Source organism: Clostridium tyrobutyricum DSM 2637 = ATCC 25755 = JCM 11008 (assembly GCF_000359585.1).
Taxonomy (GTDB): domain Bacteria; phylum Bacillota; class Clostridia; order Clostridiales; family Clostridiaceae; genus Clostridium_B; species Clostridium_B tyrobutyricum.
The window spans coordinates 77,995-95,959 of sequence record NZ_APMH01000003.1 but is presented as its reverse complement, the minus strand read 5'-3'; the positions used below and the strand labels follow the sequence as shown (position 1 = coordinate 95,959).

General features: G+C 30.4%; 18 protein-coding genes. 1 reads left to right on the top strand and 17 read right to left on the bottom strand.

Translation table 11 applies throughout. The features are described 5' to 3' along the window. Positions 1 to 7 precede the first annotated feature (7 nt). The 5 genes from coaD to J418_RS0102590 form a co-directional block, all read right to left on the bottom strand. A complete protein-coding gene (coaD, locus tag J418_RS0102610; protein WP_017750653.1) occupies positions 8 to 502 on the bottom strand; it encodes a pantetheine-phosphate adenylyltransferase in 495 nt (164 codons plus the stop codon). 1 nt (position 503) lies between these two features. Then, on the bottom strand, positions 504 to 1,070 hold the full coding sequence (rsmD, locus tag J418_RS0102605) for a 16S rRNA (guanine(966)-N(2))-methyltransferase RsmD (RefSeq protein ID WP_017750654.1): 567 nt from the start codon (positions 1,068 to 1,070) through the stop codon (positions 504 to 506). A gap of 86 nt (positions 1,071 to 1,156) precedes the next feature. After that, on the bottom strand, positions 1,157 to 3,193 hold the full coding sequence (gene recG, locus J418_RS0102600) for an ATP-dependent DNA helicase RecG (protein WP_017894733.1): 2,037 nt from the start codon (positions 3,191 to 3,193) through the stop codon (positions 1,157 to 1,159). A 53-nt stretch (positions 3,194 to 3,246) separates the two neighbouring features. Next, positions 3,247 to 4,905: a DAK2 domain-containing protein gene (locus tag J418_RS0102595; RefSeq protein ID WP_017894732.1), complete on the bottom strand. Its 1,659-nt coding sequence runs from the start codon at positions 4,903 to 4,905 to the stop codon at positions 3,247 to 3,249. A 15-nt stretch (positions 4,906 to 4,920) separates the two neighbouring features. Beyond that, complete coding sequence (locus J418_RS0102590) at positions 4,921 to 5,271, bottom strand: Asp23/Gls24 family envelope stress response protein (RefSeq protein ID WP_017750657.1); 351 nt, start codon at positions 5,269 to 5,271, stop codon at positions 4,921 to 4,923. Between the two features lie 303 nt (positions 5,272 to 5,574). On the opposite strand from J418_RS0102590, the gene rpmB reads away from it, so the two are divergent. Continuing rightward, positions 5,575 to 5,766 (top strand): 50S ribosomal protein L28, encoded by a 192-nt coding sequence (rpmB, locus tag J418_RS0102585; protein WP_017750658.1) that lies wholly within the window; start codon positions 5,575 to 5,577, stop codon positions 5,764 to 5,766. 170 nt (positions 5,767 to 5,936) lie between these two features. Here the strand turns inward: rpmB and J418_RS16550 are convergent, their stop codons facing one another. The 12 genes from J418_RS16550 to priA all read right to left on the bottom strand — a co-directional run bounded on the left by J418_RS16550 (position 5,937) and on the right by priA (position 17,900). Further along, positions 5,937 to 6,113, bottom strand: coding sequence for a hypothetical protein (locus J418_RS16550; protein WP_017750659.1), 177 nt, complete (start codon positions 6,111 to 6,113; stop codon positions 5,937 to 5,939). A gap of 67 nt (positions 6,114 to 6,180) precedes the next feature. Continuing rightward, entirely contained in the window at positions 6,181 to 6,816 is a 636-nt protein-coding gene (locus J418_RS0102575) for a thiamine diphosphokinase (protein WP_017894731.1), read from the bottom strand. A gap of 1 nt (position 6,817) precedes the next feature. After that, on the bottom strand, positions 6,818 to 7,468 hold the full coding sequence (rpe, locus tag J418_RS0102570; RefSeq protein ID WP_017894730.1) for a ribulose-phosphate 3-epimerase: 651 nt from the start codon (positions 7,466 to 7,468) through the stop codon (positions 6,818 to 6,820). A gap of 31 nt (positions 7,469 to 7,499) precedes the next feature. Then, positions 7,500 to 8,369, bottom strand: coding sequence for a ribosome small subunit-dependent GTPase A (rsgA, locus tag J418_RS0102565; protein ID WP_017894729.1), 870 nt, complete (start codon positions 8,367 to 8,369; stop codon positions 7,500 to 7,502). Positions 8,370 to 8,410: 41 nt separating this feature from the next. Beyond that, positions 8,411 to 10,426, bottom strand: coding sequence for a Stk1 family PASTA domain-containing Ser/Thr kinase (pknB, locus tag J418_RS15415; RefSeq protein ID WP_017894728.1), 2,016 nt, complete (start codon positions 10,424 to 10,426; stop codon positions 8,411 to 8,413). Further along, positions 10,401 to 11,147: a Stp1/IreP family PP2C-type Ser/Thr phosphatase gene (locus J418_RS0102555; protein WP_017750664.1), complete on the bottom strand. Its 747-nt coding sequence runs from the start codon at positions 11,145 to 11,147 to the stop codon at positions 10,401 to 10,403. Before J418_RS0102555 ends, pknB begins: the two co-directional genes overlap by 26 nt. Before the next feature lie 3 nt (positions 11,148 to 11,150). Next, positions 11,151 to 12,200 (bottom strand): dual-specificity RNA methyltransferase RlmN, encoded by a 1,050-nt coding sequence (rlmN, locus tag J418_RS0102550; protein WP_017750665.1) that lies wholly within the window; start codon positions 12,198 to 12,200, stop codon positions 11,151 to 11,153. A 7-nt stretch (positions 12,201 to 12,207) separates the two neighbouring features. Beyond that, the gene (gene rsmB, locus J418_RS0102545; protein ID WP_017894727.1) at positions 12,208 to 13,536 is read right to left on the bottom strand and encodes a 16S rRNA (cytosine(967)-C(5))-methyltransferase RsmB; all 1,329 of its coding nucleotides are present in this window, start codon (positions 13,534 to 13,536) and stop codon (positions 12,208 to 12,210) included. 16 nt (positions 13,537 to 13,552) lie between these two features. Continuing rightward, positions 13,553 to 14,230, bottom strand: a complete 678-nt coding sequence (locus tag J418_RS0102540) for a zinc metallopeptidase (protein ID WP_017894726.1) — start codon at positions 14,228 to 14,230, stop codon at positions 13,553 to 13,555. Positions 14,231 to 14,285: 55 nt separating this feature from the next. Next, a complete protein-coding gene (gene fmt, locus J418_RS0102535) occupies positions 14,286 to 15,221 on the bottom strand; it encodes a methionyl-tRNA formyltransferase (RefSeq protein ID WP_017894725.1) in 936 nt (311 codons plus the stop codon). A gap of 3 nt (positions 15,222 to 15,224) precedes the next feature. Beyond that, positions 15,225 to 15,680, bottom strand: a complete 456-nt coding sequence (def, locus tag J418_RS0102530; protein WP_017750669.1) for a peptide deformylase — start codon at positions 15,678 to 15,680, stop codon at positions 15,225 to 15,227. A gap of 21 nt (positions 15,681 to 15,701) precedes the next feature. Then, positions 15,702 to 17,900 (bottom strand): primosomal protein N', encoded by a 2,199-nt coding sequence (gene priA / locus J418_RS0102525; protein WP_017750670.1) that lies wholly within the window; start codon positions 17,898 to 17,900, stop codon positions 15,702 to 15,704. Between the last annotated feature and the right edge of the window lie 65 nt (positions 17,901 to 17,965).

Genomic DNA, 17,965 nt, shown 5'->3' with positions numbered 1-17,965 from the left:
AGGATGACTAACTTTTTTTACAATATTTACGAGCTTTTTTCATTACATCAGTTATAATTTGATCTGGAACTAAATCTTTGATACATCCATTAAACATAGCAACTTGTCTTACTGCAGAGGAACTCAAAAATGAATTTTTAGCACTTGTCATCATAAATACAGTTTCTGCTTTGGGACAAAGCTTTTTATTCATAAGATCCATTTGGAATTCATATTCAAAATCTGATACTGCCCTAAGACCTTTTACTATTACCTGTGCATTTTTCTTTTTCATAAAATCAGTTAAAAGTCCACTAAAACTTTCTACACTTACATTCTCTATTCTATTTATAACCTTTTCTATGAGAAAAACTCTCTCTTCTATATTAAAAAATCCTTTTTTATCAGGATTGACAAGTACGGCAACTATTACATGATCAAATATTTTAGCAGATCTTTTTATTATATCCAGATGTCCATTTGTTATTGGATCAAAGCTTCCAGGATAAACTGCTGTTTTCACCTTATTTATCCTCCTTATATTTTTTATAAATGCATATAATCGTCTTTCCATATTTTCTATGGTCAATTAAAATTATATCATCATTTCCTTCATATATTTCTTCTCTACTGTCAATTTTGGAAACTATTATTCCGTAATCATCTAGCAATTCTTTATCTTTAATTATATTTAGTGCCTTCGGAATCATATTTTTTCTGTAAGGTGGATCTATAAATATAATATCAAACTTCATATTTTTAGAACCAAACTCTTCAAGCACCTTATAAGAATCCATATTAATACAACTGCATTTTTCATCAAATTTTAAATTTATTACATTTTGTTTTAAAAATGAAAAAGTTTCTCTACTTCCATCTATGAGATAGCATTTCTTAGCCCCTCTACTAACTGATTCTAGTCCAAGACTTCCAGTACCAGCAAATACATCTACTACTACAGAATCCTGTAACTTATTTTGAATTATACTGAAAATTGATTCTTTTACTCTATCTAAAGTAGGTCTTGTAGTATTATATCCAACTGGTGATAATAATTTTTTACCTTTGGCAAGACCTGCGATTATTCTCATTGTTTATTTCCTCCTCATGTCATTAAATCTAAGTATTTATCTTTAATATTTTACCATAAATTTTATTTATACACAAAATTTTTAACCTAGTTGAAACATATGAATTTAGAACTTTTCTCTATTTTATTGAATATATTATTTTTAATTTTGATATCCTCTTCTTTATCACTTTCTATAAGTCGTCTAGCCGACATGTTAGCTAATTTAAAAATATCTATATCCTGATTCAAGTCTGAAATTATAAGTTCATCCTCTCCATGTTGCCTATATCCAAAAATTTCTCCTGCACCTCTTATTTTCAAATCCTGCTCAGATATGAAAAATCCATCATTACTGCTTTTCATAATTTCCATTCTCCTTCTTATTATATTATTTTTTATATCCGCAATAAGAATACAATAGGATTTATACTTTCCCCTTCCAACTCTACCTCTAAGCTGATGAAGCTGTGATAAACCAAACCTCTCTGCATTTTCTATTATAATAAGGGATGCATTTGGAACATTTATTCCTACCTCTATAACTGTAGTAGATATTATTGCTTTTGTTTTTCCTGTTTTAAATCTATTCATTATATCTTCTTTTACTTTTGATGACATTTTCCCATGTATCATATCTAAAGGTATGTCTTTAAAATAATCTTTCTTCAACTCATCATATAGTTTCTCAACAGAACTTAAATCCATATCTTCATTTTCCTCTACCAAAGGGCAGACTATATAAACTTGTCTTCCATTTTTTATTTCATTTATGGCAAATCTATATGCCTTAATTCTTGAAGATTTACTTAAATACAATGTATCAATTTTTTGCCTTCCGGGTGGAAGACTATCTATAGTAGATACATTTAGATCTCCATATAAATATAGTCTTAATGTTCTTGGAATAGGAGTGGCAGTCATCACTAATACATCTACATTTTTACCTTTGTTCAATAATTTACTTCTCTGCATAACTCCAAATCTATGCTGTTCATCTGTTACTATAATTCCCAATTTAGAGAATTCTACATCATCTTCAATAAGTGCATGGGTTCCTATTATAATATCTATATCCCCATTTTTTAAATCTTGTTTTATATTCTCTTTATTTTTTTTAGTAGTACTTCCGCATAAAAGTTCTATATTTATATTGAATCTTTCCAATAGTTTTTTACTTTCAATATAGTGCTGCCTTGCAAGTATCTCTGTGGGTGCCATAAGAACCGCTTGATATCCATTTTTAACTACATTGAAGATAGCAATTAGGGCAACTATAGTCTTCCCGCTCCCTACATCTCCCTGAACCAGTCTATTCATAGAATTGTTTTTCTTTTCATCTAGTAATATTTCTCTTATAACCTTGTTTTGCGACTCTGTTAGTTCATATGGCAATGAATACTTCAAGTCTGTTAGTTCTTTCGAAATTTTAAAAGCTATACCCTTTTTATTTTTTACATAGTACTCTTTTAATGTCAATACTTTTAGTGAATATGTAAAAAGTTCTTGAAATTTAAGTCTTCTTTTGGCTTCTCTAAGTCCTTCTAAATCCTTGGGTTTATGTATAATTCTTATCGCTTTATCTAGACTACAAAGATTATACTTTTTTATTATCCAACTAGGAAGATTTTCTGAAATCTTTATTTTTTTTAAAACTTGACCTATTAACTTTATAAATGTATTATTTGTCAATCCAGCTTTAAGTGGATAAATTACCTCTATATTTTTATGATCTTTAAATTTGAAATCATCTTTTACTACAACTGGATTCATTATATATGATTTTCCTTTAAATTCATGTAATTTTCCAATTATAGTATAAGCACAGTTTACTGAAAACTTATTTTTCATATATGGCTGATTAAACCATCTACCAGCAAAAATACCATCTTCATTCTCAAATATTACTGTAGACATTATTTTTCCCGTTTTAGTTCTAATATCTCTTGTTATAGATTTAACTACACAGTTTAATATTATTTTACCTATATTGGAACTTGAACTTCCAAATTGTGAAATACTTTTATATTCCCTTGGAAGATAAAGTAAAAGATCTAATACACTAAATATACAGCATTTATTTAATGCACTCATTGTCTTAGGTCCTACTCCCTTTAAAATTCCTATATCACTGTAAGCATCCATAAAATCACCTGCCTTCTAAAACATATAAAATAAAAAAAGCCCTCTGGCTTTTTTTACTCAACTGAAATTATAAAATAATATAAAGGCTGTTCTCCATTATAGCACTGTACATCCATATCTGAATATTTATTTTCCACCTTATGCGTGAATTCTTCAATCTTATTATGGTCACAGTCTTTACCACAATATATGCTTATTAAATCACTGTCTTCACTTACAATACCATCTAATATATCCTCACAAACTTTAAATATATCATCTCCAACTTGTTTTATGTTTCCATCAACAAGTCCTAATATATCTCCTTCTTTTATTATTTTACCATCAATTTCAGTATCCCTTACTGCATAAGTTACAGAACCAGTAATTACACCTTTTATAGCTTCCTCCATTGATTTAACATTTTCTTCTACACTTAAGTCTGAATTAAATGTTGTAATTGCTGTTATTCCCTGAGGTATAGTTTTTGTAGGTACTACTATAAGTGACTTTTGACTAATTTCAGATGCCTGTTTAGCTGCCATAAAAATATTTTTATTATTTGGAAATATAAATATTTTTTCAGCATTTATGTTTTCTACAGCACTTAATATGTCCTGAGTACTTGGATTCATAGTTTGACCACCTTCTATAATGCAGTCTACTCCTAAATCTTTAAACATATTTGCCAACCCAGCGCCCATAGCCACTGTTATGAATGCATATTTTTTTATATCATTGCCATCTTGATTAATATCATCAGTTGAATTGTTTACATCTAAGCCCTTGTTATTAACATTGTCTATACCTAATACATGCCTATGTTCTTCCCTCATGTTGTCTATCTTTATTTTTGATAATTCTCCCAGTTTAATAGCTTGAGACAATATCCAGCCTGGATCATTAGTATGAATATGAACCTTTATTATATCTTCATCACTTACAACTACCATAGAATCTCCCATAGATGAAAGTTTATCCTTAAATGCTTGTATATCTGCATTTTTAGAATGTACAAAAAACTCTGTACAATATCCATATTTTATATCTTCCTGATCCAAATTCTGTGCCTGAGATTGAGTATCAATTTCTTCAAAATCCTGTAATTCAACATCTTCAATTCCGTCTCGCAGTGCTCTATACATTCCCTGTAATATTATAAGAAGTCCTTTACCTCCAGAATCAACAACTTTAGCTTTTTTCAGAGCTGGAAGCATTTCAGGAGTTTTATTCAATATAGCCTCGCTGTAGTCGCATACTTCCTTTAAAAGATCAGTTACATTGTTTGTATTAGAACTTAAAGCAGCTTCTCCTGCTGATCTTATAATTGTTAATATTGTGCCTTCTGTAGGTCTCATTACTGCCTTATAGGCAAATTTAGCTCCTTCATTTATACTATTTGCAATTTCTGTGGAATTAGCCTCTGATTTTCCTTCAAGCCCCTTTGATATCCCTCGCAATATTTGGGAAAGTATTACCCCTGAATTTCCTCTTGCCCCCATAAGAGCCCCTTTTGCAAGCTGTCTTGCTATATTTCCAAGAGACTCACTTTTCATATTTTTTATTTCAGATACAGCTGTTTTCAATGTCATTGACATATTACTTCCTGTGTCACCATCAGGCACTGGAAAAACATTCAATGAATTCACAAAGCCTTTCTGTTCTTCTAAATCATTACTAGCACTTACAAACATATTGTAAAAACGCTGTCCATCTATTTTTAAGTAATCCATTTTTACAATTCCTCCCTAGATTCTAACACCTTGAACATTTACTGTAATTGTTGAGACTTTTAAGCCTATATAATTTTCAACATTATATTTTATTCTCTGTATTATGTTATTTGCAATAACGGATATTTTGGTTCCATACTCAACCATTATATATAATTCTATCAAAAGTTCATTATTCTTAGAACGAATTTTTACTCCTCTGCTTAGGCTTTCCCCTCTTATTAATTCCCAAAATCCATCTTTTGCATTTTTAGATGCCATACCTACTACACCATAACACTCCATGGTAGATATACCAACTATATTTGCCACAGATTCCTCTGAATAATAAATTTCACCGATTTCACCTGTAATACTACCTATCACATTAAAACCTCCTTACAATAATAACGCCATATAACATATTTTATATTAAATAAAACATTTATTCAAGGAAATATTAGTATTGCCTTTTATTTTACTGCGATTCATAATATACAATTTATACATTAAATATTCAAGTTTTTTGTATAAATTGTACTCTTTGAAATGTTCTGAAGCCACATTACTTTGTTAAAAAATTTTTATTTAATTTCAAATTATGAATTGCACTTTATTTTACTATAGACTTGCAAAATTTATTACTATTGTGGTAAAATGATTAATGTTTGAGTTTAGGAGGTGTTTGTAATGTCAAAGAAATGTGAAATATGCGGAAAAGGTGTTGTATTCGGCGTTCAGTACAGCCATTCACATCGTCAATCCAAAAGGAACTGGGCCCCAAACGTAAGAAAAGTAAAAGCAATTGTTAAAGGAACTCCAAAAACAATACATGTTTGTACAAGATGCCTTCGTTCAGGCAAGGTTCAACGTGCCATATAAGAAATAAAATGCAGTTGTCCTATACAATTGCATTTTATTTCTATTGTGTATAATTTTATTCATTTCTTTTTCTTTTTAAATAGCTTTACAATAGCAGATAAAATTCCCGGAAGTTTAAAAGTTACTATTTTCATAAGACAATCCCCCTATCTATTTATATCATATGCTTTTTAATGTTTATTATGCTTACCTATTAAAGTCCAGCCACAATAGATAAAAGCCGCACCTCCAGCTATTATCCATCCCCATATTGGAATAATAACTGTAAGCAGAAGTCCAGCACCTATAGATAAGGTAATCAATCCTATTTTTTTTTTAGTTCTCCGCCTTAGATGTTTTCTACCCATTGTATTATTCCTTAGAAATTGCTTTATACTATTATATGCATTTTACAGTACATATGTTACAATTGTTTTAATCTTTGCTCCTAAATAATAATATCATACCCTTTTTAAATGAAATTTTAACATCCCCGTCTAAAAATTCATTTGATACAGTACGAGAATCTCCAAGTTCTAAATCATAGTTGTCTAATTTATATTTTGCTCCTGATATGCTTAACTTGTCCACTAGTTCACAGTATGCGTAAATTGAAAAAAATTCTCCTTTATTTCCCCTTATAATAACTGGTCTATCTATCAATTCTATTGAATTATTATCATCTTTTATATAGCCCTTTATACCAAATTTCAAACATTTCTTAAGCATTCCCAAATTGCCAAACATGTGATCTATTCTACTTCCTGTACATCCTAAAAACACTATTTCATTTGCTTTTAATTCAAGTGCCTTATTAAATACCAATTCTGTATCAGTAAAATCTTTTTTAGACGGATATTTTTCTATTATTACACCTGAATTTTTGAAATACTGCAATACATTTTCATCTATAGAATCAAAATCTCCCATTAAATAGTCAGGAATTATATGGTACTTGTAAAGGCAATTACCACCTGAATCTGCACATATTAAAATATTGCTGGATTCAACTTCTTCTTTTAAAAGCTTTAGAGATGGAGCAGTTCCCCCTGATATTATTGTTATTTTCAAATTAAATTTCACCTCTTAGGGATGATATGTTGTTTTTGATGTCCTTATCTTTAAATACGGCTGATCCGGCTACAATAACGTTTGCACCACTTTCTACAACTTTCTTTATATTGTTTTTTCCAATGCCACCATCTACTTCTATCATCATATCCCTATTATATTCATCTGCCAGTTTTTTTACCTCTTTTATTTTGTCATAACAATAATCTATATATTTTTGACCTCCAAAACCTGGATTAACAGACATTACAAGTACCATATCCAAATTTGGTATCAAATACTTTATATTTTCAATCTGAGTTGCAGGATTAAGAGCAACTGCAGCTTTTATTCCAAAACTCTTTATATAATTTATTGTTCTATCTATATGTCTATCTGCTTCAAAATGAACTGTTATAATATCTGCCCCAGCTTCAACAAAATCCCTAATATATCTAGAAGGGTCCTCTATCATAAGATGTACATCAAAAGGAAGTTTTGTTATTTTTCTTATAGATTTTATAATCGGAATACCGAAAGATATATTTGGCACAAACATTCCATCCATTACATCTATATGGATTAGATCAGCTCCATATTTATCTAAACTTTTTATATCCTCTCCTAATTTTGAAAAATCCGCTGATAATATTGAAGGTGCTATTTTCACCATAATTTTCCTCCTTGTGATTAATAATTCATACCTACCATTTATTTTTTTTATTATTTGAAATTTCTTCTAACATTTTAATATAAAAATCATATCTTAAACTATTTATCCTGCCTTCATTTACCATGCTTTTAACAGCACAACCTGGTTCTTTATAATGAAGACAGCTAGTAAACTTGCACTTTCCTAGGGCATCATTAAATTCAGGAAAACATTGTGCTAATTCCTCTTTATCTATAAAATCCATTTTAAATGATGAAAATCCGGGAGTATCTACTATGAACCCACCTTCTACTTCTATTAACTGGCTATGCCGTGTAGTATGTTTTCCCCTTTTAAGTTTTTGACTTATAACACCTGTCTCCATAAGTTTTTCACCAGCAATGTGATTTAATATAGTGGATTTTCCAACTCCAGAAGGTCCACATAAGACAGTAATCTCATCTTTCAATCTCTTTTTTACCTCTTCTATTCCTGTTCCCTCTTTTGCCTTTAAAAAAAGTATTTCATATCCAATGCTTTTTATCATATCTACAATATTACGTTCATCTTCAGATACTCCCAAATCCAATTTATTTATACAAACTATAATTTTCAAATTATTGTACTGACAATTTATAAGCATCTTATTTAAAAGTTCTGTATTTATTTCTGGTTTCCTAATGGAAAAAACTACAAGTGATTGGGTTACATTGGCAACAACTGGCCTAATTATCTGAGATTTCCTTGGATAAATCCTCTCAATAACCCCTGTATCTCCATCACATAGAATTTCTACATTATCACCTACCATAGGGGAAAGTTCATTATGTCTGAACTTTCCTCTGGATTTACATTCAATTATTTTTTCTTCTGTTTTTACATAATAAAAACCAGCTATTCCCTTAACTATAATTCCCTGCATAATTCCTCCAATCAAAATTTTTTATTTATAATCATATAATATTAATTTTTATTATGTGATCCACTTCCACTGCTGCTTCCGCTGCCTTGTTGTGATCCACCACTATTACTATTTCCACTGCCTTGTTGTGATCCACCATCGTTGCTGTTTTGTGATCCACCACTGTTACTGCTTCCACCACCTTGTTGTGATCCACCACTGTTACTGCTTCCACCGCCTTGTTGTGATCCACCACTGTTACTGCTTCCATCACCTTGTTGTGATCCATCACTATTACTGCTTCCGCTGCCTTGTTGTGACCCATCTTTACCATCATTATTGCCACTATTATCATTCTGATTCTTCGAACTTGCTGCTTCTACATATTTATAGTATGACAGAGTTATTGTAGATCCTTGTTTTTGGGATCCTACTGCACTCTGACTTGAAACCTTACCAGCAAGCGAGCTGTCTGGAGTATCTACTTGACTTGGTGCAACTTTAAATCCTGAATTTTCAAGTATCGAAGTTGCTTCGTCAATATTTTTCCCTGTTACATCGGGAACTGTTGCATACTTAACTTCCGGTCCATTGCTTACAACTAAATCTACTGAGGAACTATCATCCACATTAGAATCTGATTGGGGATCCTGGCTTATTACATTTCCACTTGCAACATTGTCACTATACTTATAACTTATATCTCCAACATTCAAACCACTTTTAGTAATAATATCTTTAGCAGTATCCAGATCAGTTCCCACTACATTTGGAACTGTAAGCTGCTTCTTGCCTCCACTTATACTAACTCTTACTTCTGAATTAACTTTTACCTTTGTTCCTGCTTTAGGCAAAACTTTTATTACTGTACCTTTCGGTTTATCACTATTTTCTTTACCAACTACTACAAATTTCAATTTTTTAGCTTCTACAGTGCTCTTTGCATCTGACTGCTTCATTCCCACTATATTTGGAACTGTAGTTTCTGCTACTCCACTGTATATCTTATTATATCCTACTATAAATCCTATAACTACTATCAATACAGCTAATGCAGCCAATAATATATTTCTTTTTTTCTTTGGATCAAGTATATTCTTTTTACTGGGCACTGAATCTTCAAGTTCTTCTTCATCGTCATCATTATCATTATTTTTATCATTTTGATTGTTAGCTGCACTTATGGCATTATTAACATCTGCTGGATCCATTATCCTAGTCATATCTTCTTCAAAATCATCATCTACAATATTAGGATTTTGATTATTTTGTATCTTATTTAAGTCCAGCAACATGGCGGTCATAGTCTGGTATCTTCTAATAGGTTCTTTTTCCACAGCTTTTAATATTAATTTATTTAGACTATCTGGAATATTTTCATCTAATTCTTTAGGTGGAACTACAGGTTCCTGTATGTGCTTTAAAGCTACTGAAACAGGACTATCTGCATCATAGGGAACACGTCCTGTAACCATTTCATACATAACTATTCCCAATGAATATATATCCGTTCTAAAATCTACAAAACTGCCTTTTGCCTGCTCTGGTGAAAAATAATGAGCTGATCCCATTATTCTGTTAGAATTAGTTATAGTCACAGAATTAGATGCCTTGGCTATGCCAAAGTCAGTTACTTTTGCTGTTCCATCATCTGTTACAAGTATATTATGAGGTTTTATATCCCTATGTATGATATTATTCTTATGTGCACATTCTAAAGCTTTTACTATTTGTATAGATAATTCCACAGCTCTATTTGGAGCAAGCTTTCCATTTTCTTTTATAACCTGTTTTAAAGTCTTGCCACTTACATATTCCATTATTATATAATTTATATCATTATCACTTCCTACATCATATATGTTGACTATATGATTATTTGAAAGACTGGCTGCCGCTGTAGCTTCCCTTTTGAATTTTTTAACAAATTCAGTATCACTTGAAAATTGCTCTTTTAAAATTTTAACAGCTACATTACGATTTAATAATTTATCTTTGCCCTTATATACAATTGCCATACCTCCTTCCCCTATTTTTTCCAACACTTCATATCTATTTCCCAGAGTTGTTCCTATCATATTTACACTCTCCTTCAAATACAATAACTGATATGTTATCTCTTCCACCTCTTAGCTTACTTAAATCTATCAGCTGTTTGCAGGCATCTTTGTTATTGCTATTTTTCATTATAATTTCATACATTTCATTTACACTAACTTCATTTGACAAGCCATCGGTACATATAAGTACTCTATCTACATCCTTCAAATTTACATTAAAGGTGTCCACTTCAACAGATGCATTAGTTCCAAGTGCTCTAGTTATTATATTTTTATTTGGGTGAACAGCTGCTTCTTCTTCTGTTATGCTTCCTTCATCTATAAGTTGTTGTACAAGTGAATGGTCTTTTGTAATTTTACTTATTCCGTCTTTTTTTATAATATAGCATCCACTGTCACCTACATTTCCTGTAATCATATGGTCATCTTTTACTAAACAAGCTGTTATAGTTGTCCCCATACCAGATAGATCCTCTCTGCTCTTTGAAAGTTTAAAAATCTTCTCATTAGCAATATTTATGGCTTTTATTAAATCATCTTGCATATTATCTGATATTTTTATGGATTTCATATAAGAAATTGTTGTATCTACTGCTATCTTACTGGCTACTTCTCCTGCATTGTGTCCACCCATTCCGTCAGCTATAACATATACTTTGAAATCATTACCTTCATAAAATCCTACACAATCTTCATTTAGCTTTCTTACCTTTCCTACATCCGATAAGATCCCCACCATTTTCTACACCCTTTCTCTATTCTTTTTGGAATCCAAATAACTTCTTCTAAGTTGACCACATGCTGCATCTATATCTGAACCCATTTCTTTTCTTATTGTAGTCTCTATTCCATGTTTAGATAATATACGTAAAAAATTTTCAATATTATTTTTAGAAGACTGTTTGAATCCATTTTCTTTTATTTTGTTTACAGGTATTAAATTCACATGGCACAGCATTTCTTTTAAAAGGTGTACTAATTTCAAAGCACATCTATCACTGTCATTTACGCCCTGAACTAATGCATATTCAAAAGAAATTCTTCTTCCTGTTTTATTTATATAATACCTGCAAGATTCCATAATTTCATCTATAGAATATTTATTTGCAATAGGCATCATTGTAGTTCTGAGTGTATCCTCAGCTGCATGCAGTGATATTGCAAGGGTTATCTGCATCTTTTCTTCAGCAAGCTTCTTTATTTTAGGTACTATACCACACGTTGAAAGAGTTATATGTCTCTGTCCTATATTTAAGCAGTACTGTGAGTTAACTATTTTAATAAATTTAAGTACATTATCATAATTATCTAATGGTTCTCCACTTCCCATTAAAACTATATTGGATATTTTTTCTCCAATTTGTTTTTGACAGGCTAAAACTTGTGCCAATATTTCTCCTGAGCTTAAATTTCTAACCATTCCACCTATTGTAGACGCACAAAACCTGCATCCCATATTACAGCCAACTTGAGTTGATACACAAATAGAATTTCCTCTATTGTATTTCATCACTACGGTTTCAATAATATTACCATCGTCATATTTATATAAGTACTTAAATGTATCTTTTCTTTCAGATTCATATGTTTTTACAAGCTGTGGAATACTTATATAGAAATTCTTTTTAAGAAGCTGCCTTGTATTTTGGGGAATATTTTTCATATTATCAAAATCCCATATTTGATTTTTATAAAGCCAATCCATTACCTGTTTTGCTCTAAATGAACTTTCCCCTGTATCCGTCATCCATTTTTTTAATTCATCTAAACTAAAATCTAAAATATTATACATATTAAACCTACCTACGTTTTATCATTTTTGCAATAAAAAATCCATCCATATTTTCATTTGGAAGTATGGTAATATATCCTTCTTTATGGTAAATTATATTGTCTATTGGACCATAATCAATCTTTTCCAACTCAAATTCAGGATTATTATTTATAAACCAATTTATATTTTTTTCATTTTCTTCTCTATTTATAGTACAGGTGGAATATATAAGCTTACCAGTGACTTTTACATATTTAGATGCATTTTTAATTATATTTCTCTGTATATTTATTATTTCCTTTAATTGTTTCATATTTTTATTCCACTTTATTTCAGGTTTTTTTCTTATTATACCAAGTCCTGAACAAGGTACATCTATGAGAACTCTATCTGCTTTCTCTTTTAATTTATCATTGTAAATTTCAGCATTTTGTAAAGTTGCCTTAATATTTTTTATTCCTAGTCTTTCAATATTTGCTTCTATCAACTTTATTTTATTTTTATATATGTCAAAGGCAAAAATTTGGCCTGTGTTTCCCATAATTTCCGCTGCATATGATGCTTTTCCTCCTGGAGCACTGCACATATCAAATACTACCATATTGTTAGCAAGATCCATAGATGTAACAGCGAGCATGGCACTTTCATCTTGTACTGATATCCTGCCGCATTTGAATAATGGATTTTCATTTATACTGCTGCCCCTATTTATTACTATGGAATCTTTACATACTATTCCTGATTGCACACTATACCCATTTTCCACAAGTTCATTGCATATTATATGTTCATCTGAAAATAGTCTATTTACTCTAACAGTAATCTTAGGAGTAGCATTTAATCCATTTAGTATTCTATTAATATTTTCATCTCCATATTGGGATATAAAAAGTTTTACCATCCATTTTGGAAAAGAGTAATCAAAACATAATTTATCTATATAATTATTACTTTTATGATATTTACCCTGTTTGTTTCTCAGATAGTTTCTAAGCACTCCATTTACAACTTTAGAAAGCTTTGATGATTTTTTCTTTGACAATTCTACAGCCTCGTTTACCACTGCAAAATCTGGTATCTTGTCTAAATATTTTATTTGATATATGGATATTCTCAATACATTTACTATGAATTTATCCATATCCTTTAAATTACTTTTTAAAAATCCGTCAAGTATACAGTCAATAGCATATTTATATTTCAATGTTCCATATACAATTTCAGTAACTAGGGACTTATCTTTTTTATTCAAATTACTCTTATTCAATTGGTTATTAAGAGCTATATTTGAATAAGCTCCCTTATAAAGTACTTCTTGCAATATAGTAATTGCTACAAATCTAGAATTATTCATTTTTTCTCCTATATCATTAATCTCTTTCTCTGCTTATATAAATCAATCTAAGAAGATTGGCTATAGATGTAAGTGCTGCAGCTACATAAGTCATAGCAGCCGCTCCAAGAACTTTTCTTGCTCCTCTCAATTCATCATTATATAATATTGCTCTTCTATCGAGTATTTTAAGTGCCCTACTAGATGCATTAAGTTCTACAGGAAGAGTTACTATTTGAAATAATACAACTGCAGTGAAAAGTATTATTCCTATGCTAACAAGTCCTCTTATGCCAAACATAAATCCCAATATAAATAGTATCCATGATGCACTTGAACCAAAATTTGCAACAGGTACTATACTATTTCTGAAAATCAAAGGAATATATTTTTCTTTATGCTGAATGGCGTGACCTGTTTCATGTGCTGCCACACCAATAGATGCTACAGAATTACCATAATACACACTTTCAGATAATCTCATAACTTTCTTGGAAGGATCATAATGATCACTTAAATGTCCTGGTATCAATTCAATTGGAACATAATTTAAGCCACTATAATCTAAGAGCATTCTTGCTACCTGAGCTCCAGTATATCCATTTTTACTTCGATATTTTGAATATTTATTGAAGGTAGATGATACTTTATATTGTGCATAGGCTGCAATTACAAGTGCTGGAATCAATATGATAAAACTTCTGTCAAACAACATATTTTTAACTCCTTTCTTTTTAGATTGAAATTAATTTTGCATTGTATTGAATAGATTATTTTCCTAGGATCAGGCCTTTTTCTATAGAATTTCCTCTTATATATTCATCTACACTCATGCATCTTTTCCCAGGAAATTGTATTTCTTCAATCAAGAGTATTTTGTCCTTGCAACATACTTTTATACCAGCTTCACATACATCAATTATAGTTCCAGGCTCCATACTTGAAATTTCATCTGTAATTTTGGACTTATATATCTTCATATTTTTTTTCCCATAATTAGTATAGGCAACTGGCCACGGATTCAATCCTCTTATAAGATTTTTTATATCTTTTGCATCTAATTGCCAGTTTATTTTTGCTATATTCTTATTTAACATTTTAGCATAATTCGTACATGTTTTACCTTGTTTTTTTCTAATTATAGTGCCATCTTTAAATTTCTTCAAAGTTTTGATAATAAGATTAGCTCCATCTTCCATCAATATATCATGTAGTTCTCCAGCTGTCATATCCTCTGTAATTTCAACTTTATTGCTCATAAGAATATCTCCAGTATCAAGTCCCTCATCCATAAGCATTGTAGTATTTCCAGTCTCTTTTTCTCCATCTATTATGCACCAGTTTATAGGGGCTGCTCCTCTATATTTTGGTAGAAGAGAAGCATGAAGATTTATGCATCCATATTTAGGTATGTCAAGTATCTGTTTTGTTAGTATTTGACCATAAGCTACTACTACAATAAAATCAGGATTTATTGATTTCAATTTTTGTATGGAAATTGTATCTTCTTTTAATTTTTCCGGTTGATATATTTCTTTTATACCATAGGATAATGCAGTTTTCTTAACAGGAGATTGAGAAATTTTTTTGCCCCTTCCTTTTGGTCTGTCAGGCTGGGTAAAAACTGCCCTAACATTAAATTTCTCTATTAGCGATTTCAAAGAAGTTACTGCAAAATCCGGAGTTCCCATAAAAACTATATCCATATATTAATCTTCTCCCCTTTGATCTGTAACTTTATCTATATAAAGTATTCCATCCAAGTGATCTATTTCATGGCATAAAGCTCTTGCCAAAAGTTCCTCTCCCTCTACTATTATTTCCTCACCTTTTTCATTAAGTGCCTTTACTTTTACTTTATATGGTCTTTCTACCTTTCCCTGTTTACCAGGTATACTTAGGCATCCTTCTTCATCTATATAACTGCCCTCTGTTTCTATTATTTCTGGATTTATAAGTTTTATTATACCTTCACCTATATCTATTACTATAACTCTTTTCAATACTCCAACTTGTGGGGCTGCAAGTCCAACTCCATTTGCATTATAGAGTGTTTCTTCCATATCTGATAAAAGTGTAGTTATTCTGTCATTTATATTATCCACTTTTCTACTTTTCTTTCTAAGTATTTCATCACCGTATTTTCTTATATTTCTTAAAGCCATTTTTTATTGCTCCTCTCCAATTTAAATAGTACTATTAGGATTGATATCTATGCTTATCTTTATATCACTATAGACATCTTTAATTAAATTATACACTGTTTTCTTGACATTTTGTGCTATATCCAAATCAATTTTTCCCTTAATCATTATCTGCCATCTAAACATTTCCTTTATCTTCGATATAATACAAGGACATGGTCCCATTACTTCAATTTTATCATGGTCTGCCAGTTTATTTTTTAACAATATAGCAATTCTTTGTATATTTTTTATTAATATGTTCTCATTTTTACTACTCATATTTATAAGCAGTATATTTGAAAATGGTGGATAATACATACTGCGCCTTATGCTTATCTCTTCTTCATAAAAATCCTCATAATCACCAGCTGCTGCATATTTTATACTATAATTTTCGGGGCTATACGTTTGAATTATGACTTTGCCTTGTTTGCTACCTCTTCCAGCTCTTCCCGAAACTTGAGTTATGAGTTGATATGTTCTTTCAGCTGATCTAAAATCAGGTAAATTTAATGATAAGTCTGCTGCTATAACTCCCACAAGAGTAACATTGCTAAAATCCAAGCCTTTAGCTACCATTTGGGTTCCTATTAAAATATCAGCTTTATGATTTTTAAATATATTATAGATATTTTCATAAGAATGTTTAGTTCTCGTTGTATCAAAATCCATCCTTAAAACTTTGGCCTGGGGAAATTCTTTTTTAACTTCCCTTTCTATCTTTTCTGTACCTATTCCAAAATATTTTACATATCTACTCCCACATCTAGGACAAACTTTAGGTACATTTATCTTACTTCCACAATAATGACAAACTAACTTCTTTATGTCATGATGATAAGTAAGAGATATGTCACAATTATTACACTTAAATATATATCCACATTTTCTGCAAGATACAAATGTAGAAAATCCTCTTCTATTTAAGAATAATATTATTTGTTCCTTTTTATTCAATCTATCAGAAATTAAATCATATAAGGCCTTGCTAAACATGGAATTGTTATTATTCAACAACTCTTCTCTCATATCAATAACTTTTACTTCTGGCATAGAAGCTCCATCTGCCCTATTTTTTATTTTTATAAGTTCTATATCCCCGGTTTTACATCTACTGTAAGTTTCAATTGAAGGAGTAGCAGATCCAAGTACCATTTTACAGTTATACTCATTGCATTTCATTCTACCAATTTCTCTAACATTATATTTAGGGTTACTATCAGATTTATAACTTTCCTCATGTTCCTCATCTACTATTATCATTCCAAGATTGTTAAAGGGTAAAAAAACAGCAGACCTAGCACCTATGGCTACTTTTATTTCACCTCTTTTTATTCTCATCCATTCATCGTATCTTTCGCCTTTTGAAAGTTTACTGTGAAATACGCTTATATTGTTTCCAAATCTCCCCTTGAATCTTTCTACCATCTGAGGTGTAAGAGCTATTTCAGGAACTAATATTATAACATCCTTTCCCTCTAAAAGCATCTCGTCTACTATATGCATGTATATTTCAGTTTTGCCGCTTCCTGTAACACCATATATAAGAAATTCACTTTTTTTAGAATTTAGTATCGATTTAACTGCCTTTTCCTGTTCATAATTTAACTTTTTTCTGGAATATACTTCATACTTGTTTTTGTCATATCTACTTACAACTTTTTTTTCAGTTATTATAAAACCATGTTTAATCATTGTATTTATTGATGATAGAGACAAATTATACTTTTTACTCATAAAATTTTTTGTATATATACCTTCATAATTGCTCACTATATCATAAATACTCATATAAGGTTCCTTTAAAAATCTTCCTGTTAAATTGTCACCTTTATAAAGCCGTATTTCACTTTTATCTTTCATTCCATTAAACAATCCCGTAGGGATAAATACTTTTATACATTCCAAATAAGTACACAAATATCTTCTTCTCATCTGTTCAATTAGATTCAAATCCTTTTCTGTTAAAAGAGGAAAATTATCACATATGGATATTATACTTTTTATTTTATTATTTAAATTTATTTCATCATATAATCTCAATACGAAACCATCTATACTTCTATTTCCCTTACCAAAAGGAACTTTTACTCTACAACCTATACATATATTTTTCTGCATATAATCTGGTATTCTATACGTAAAAATTTTATCTAAATTAATAGACGTCTTATTCACAATTACACCTGCATAATTCACCTTATCACCCTTTTTAGCTTATACATCAAATAAGAGAGGCCTGCTAACTAACCCCTCTTAATAAA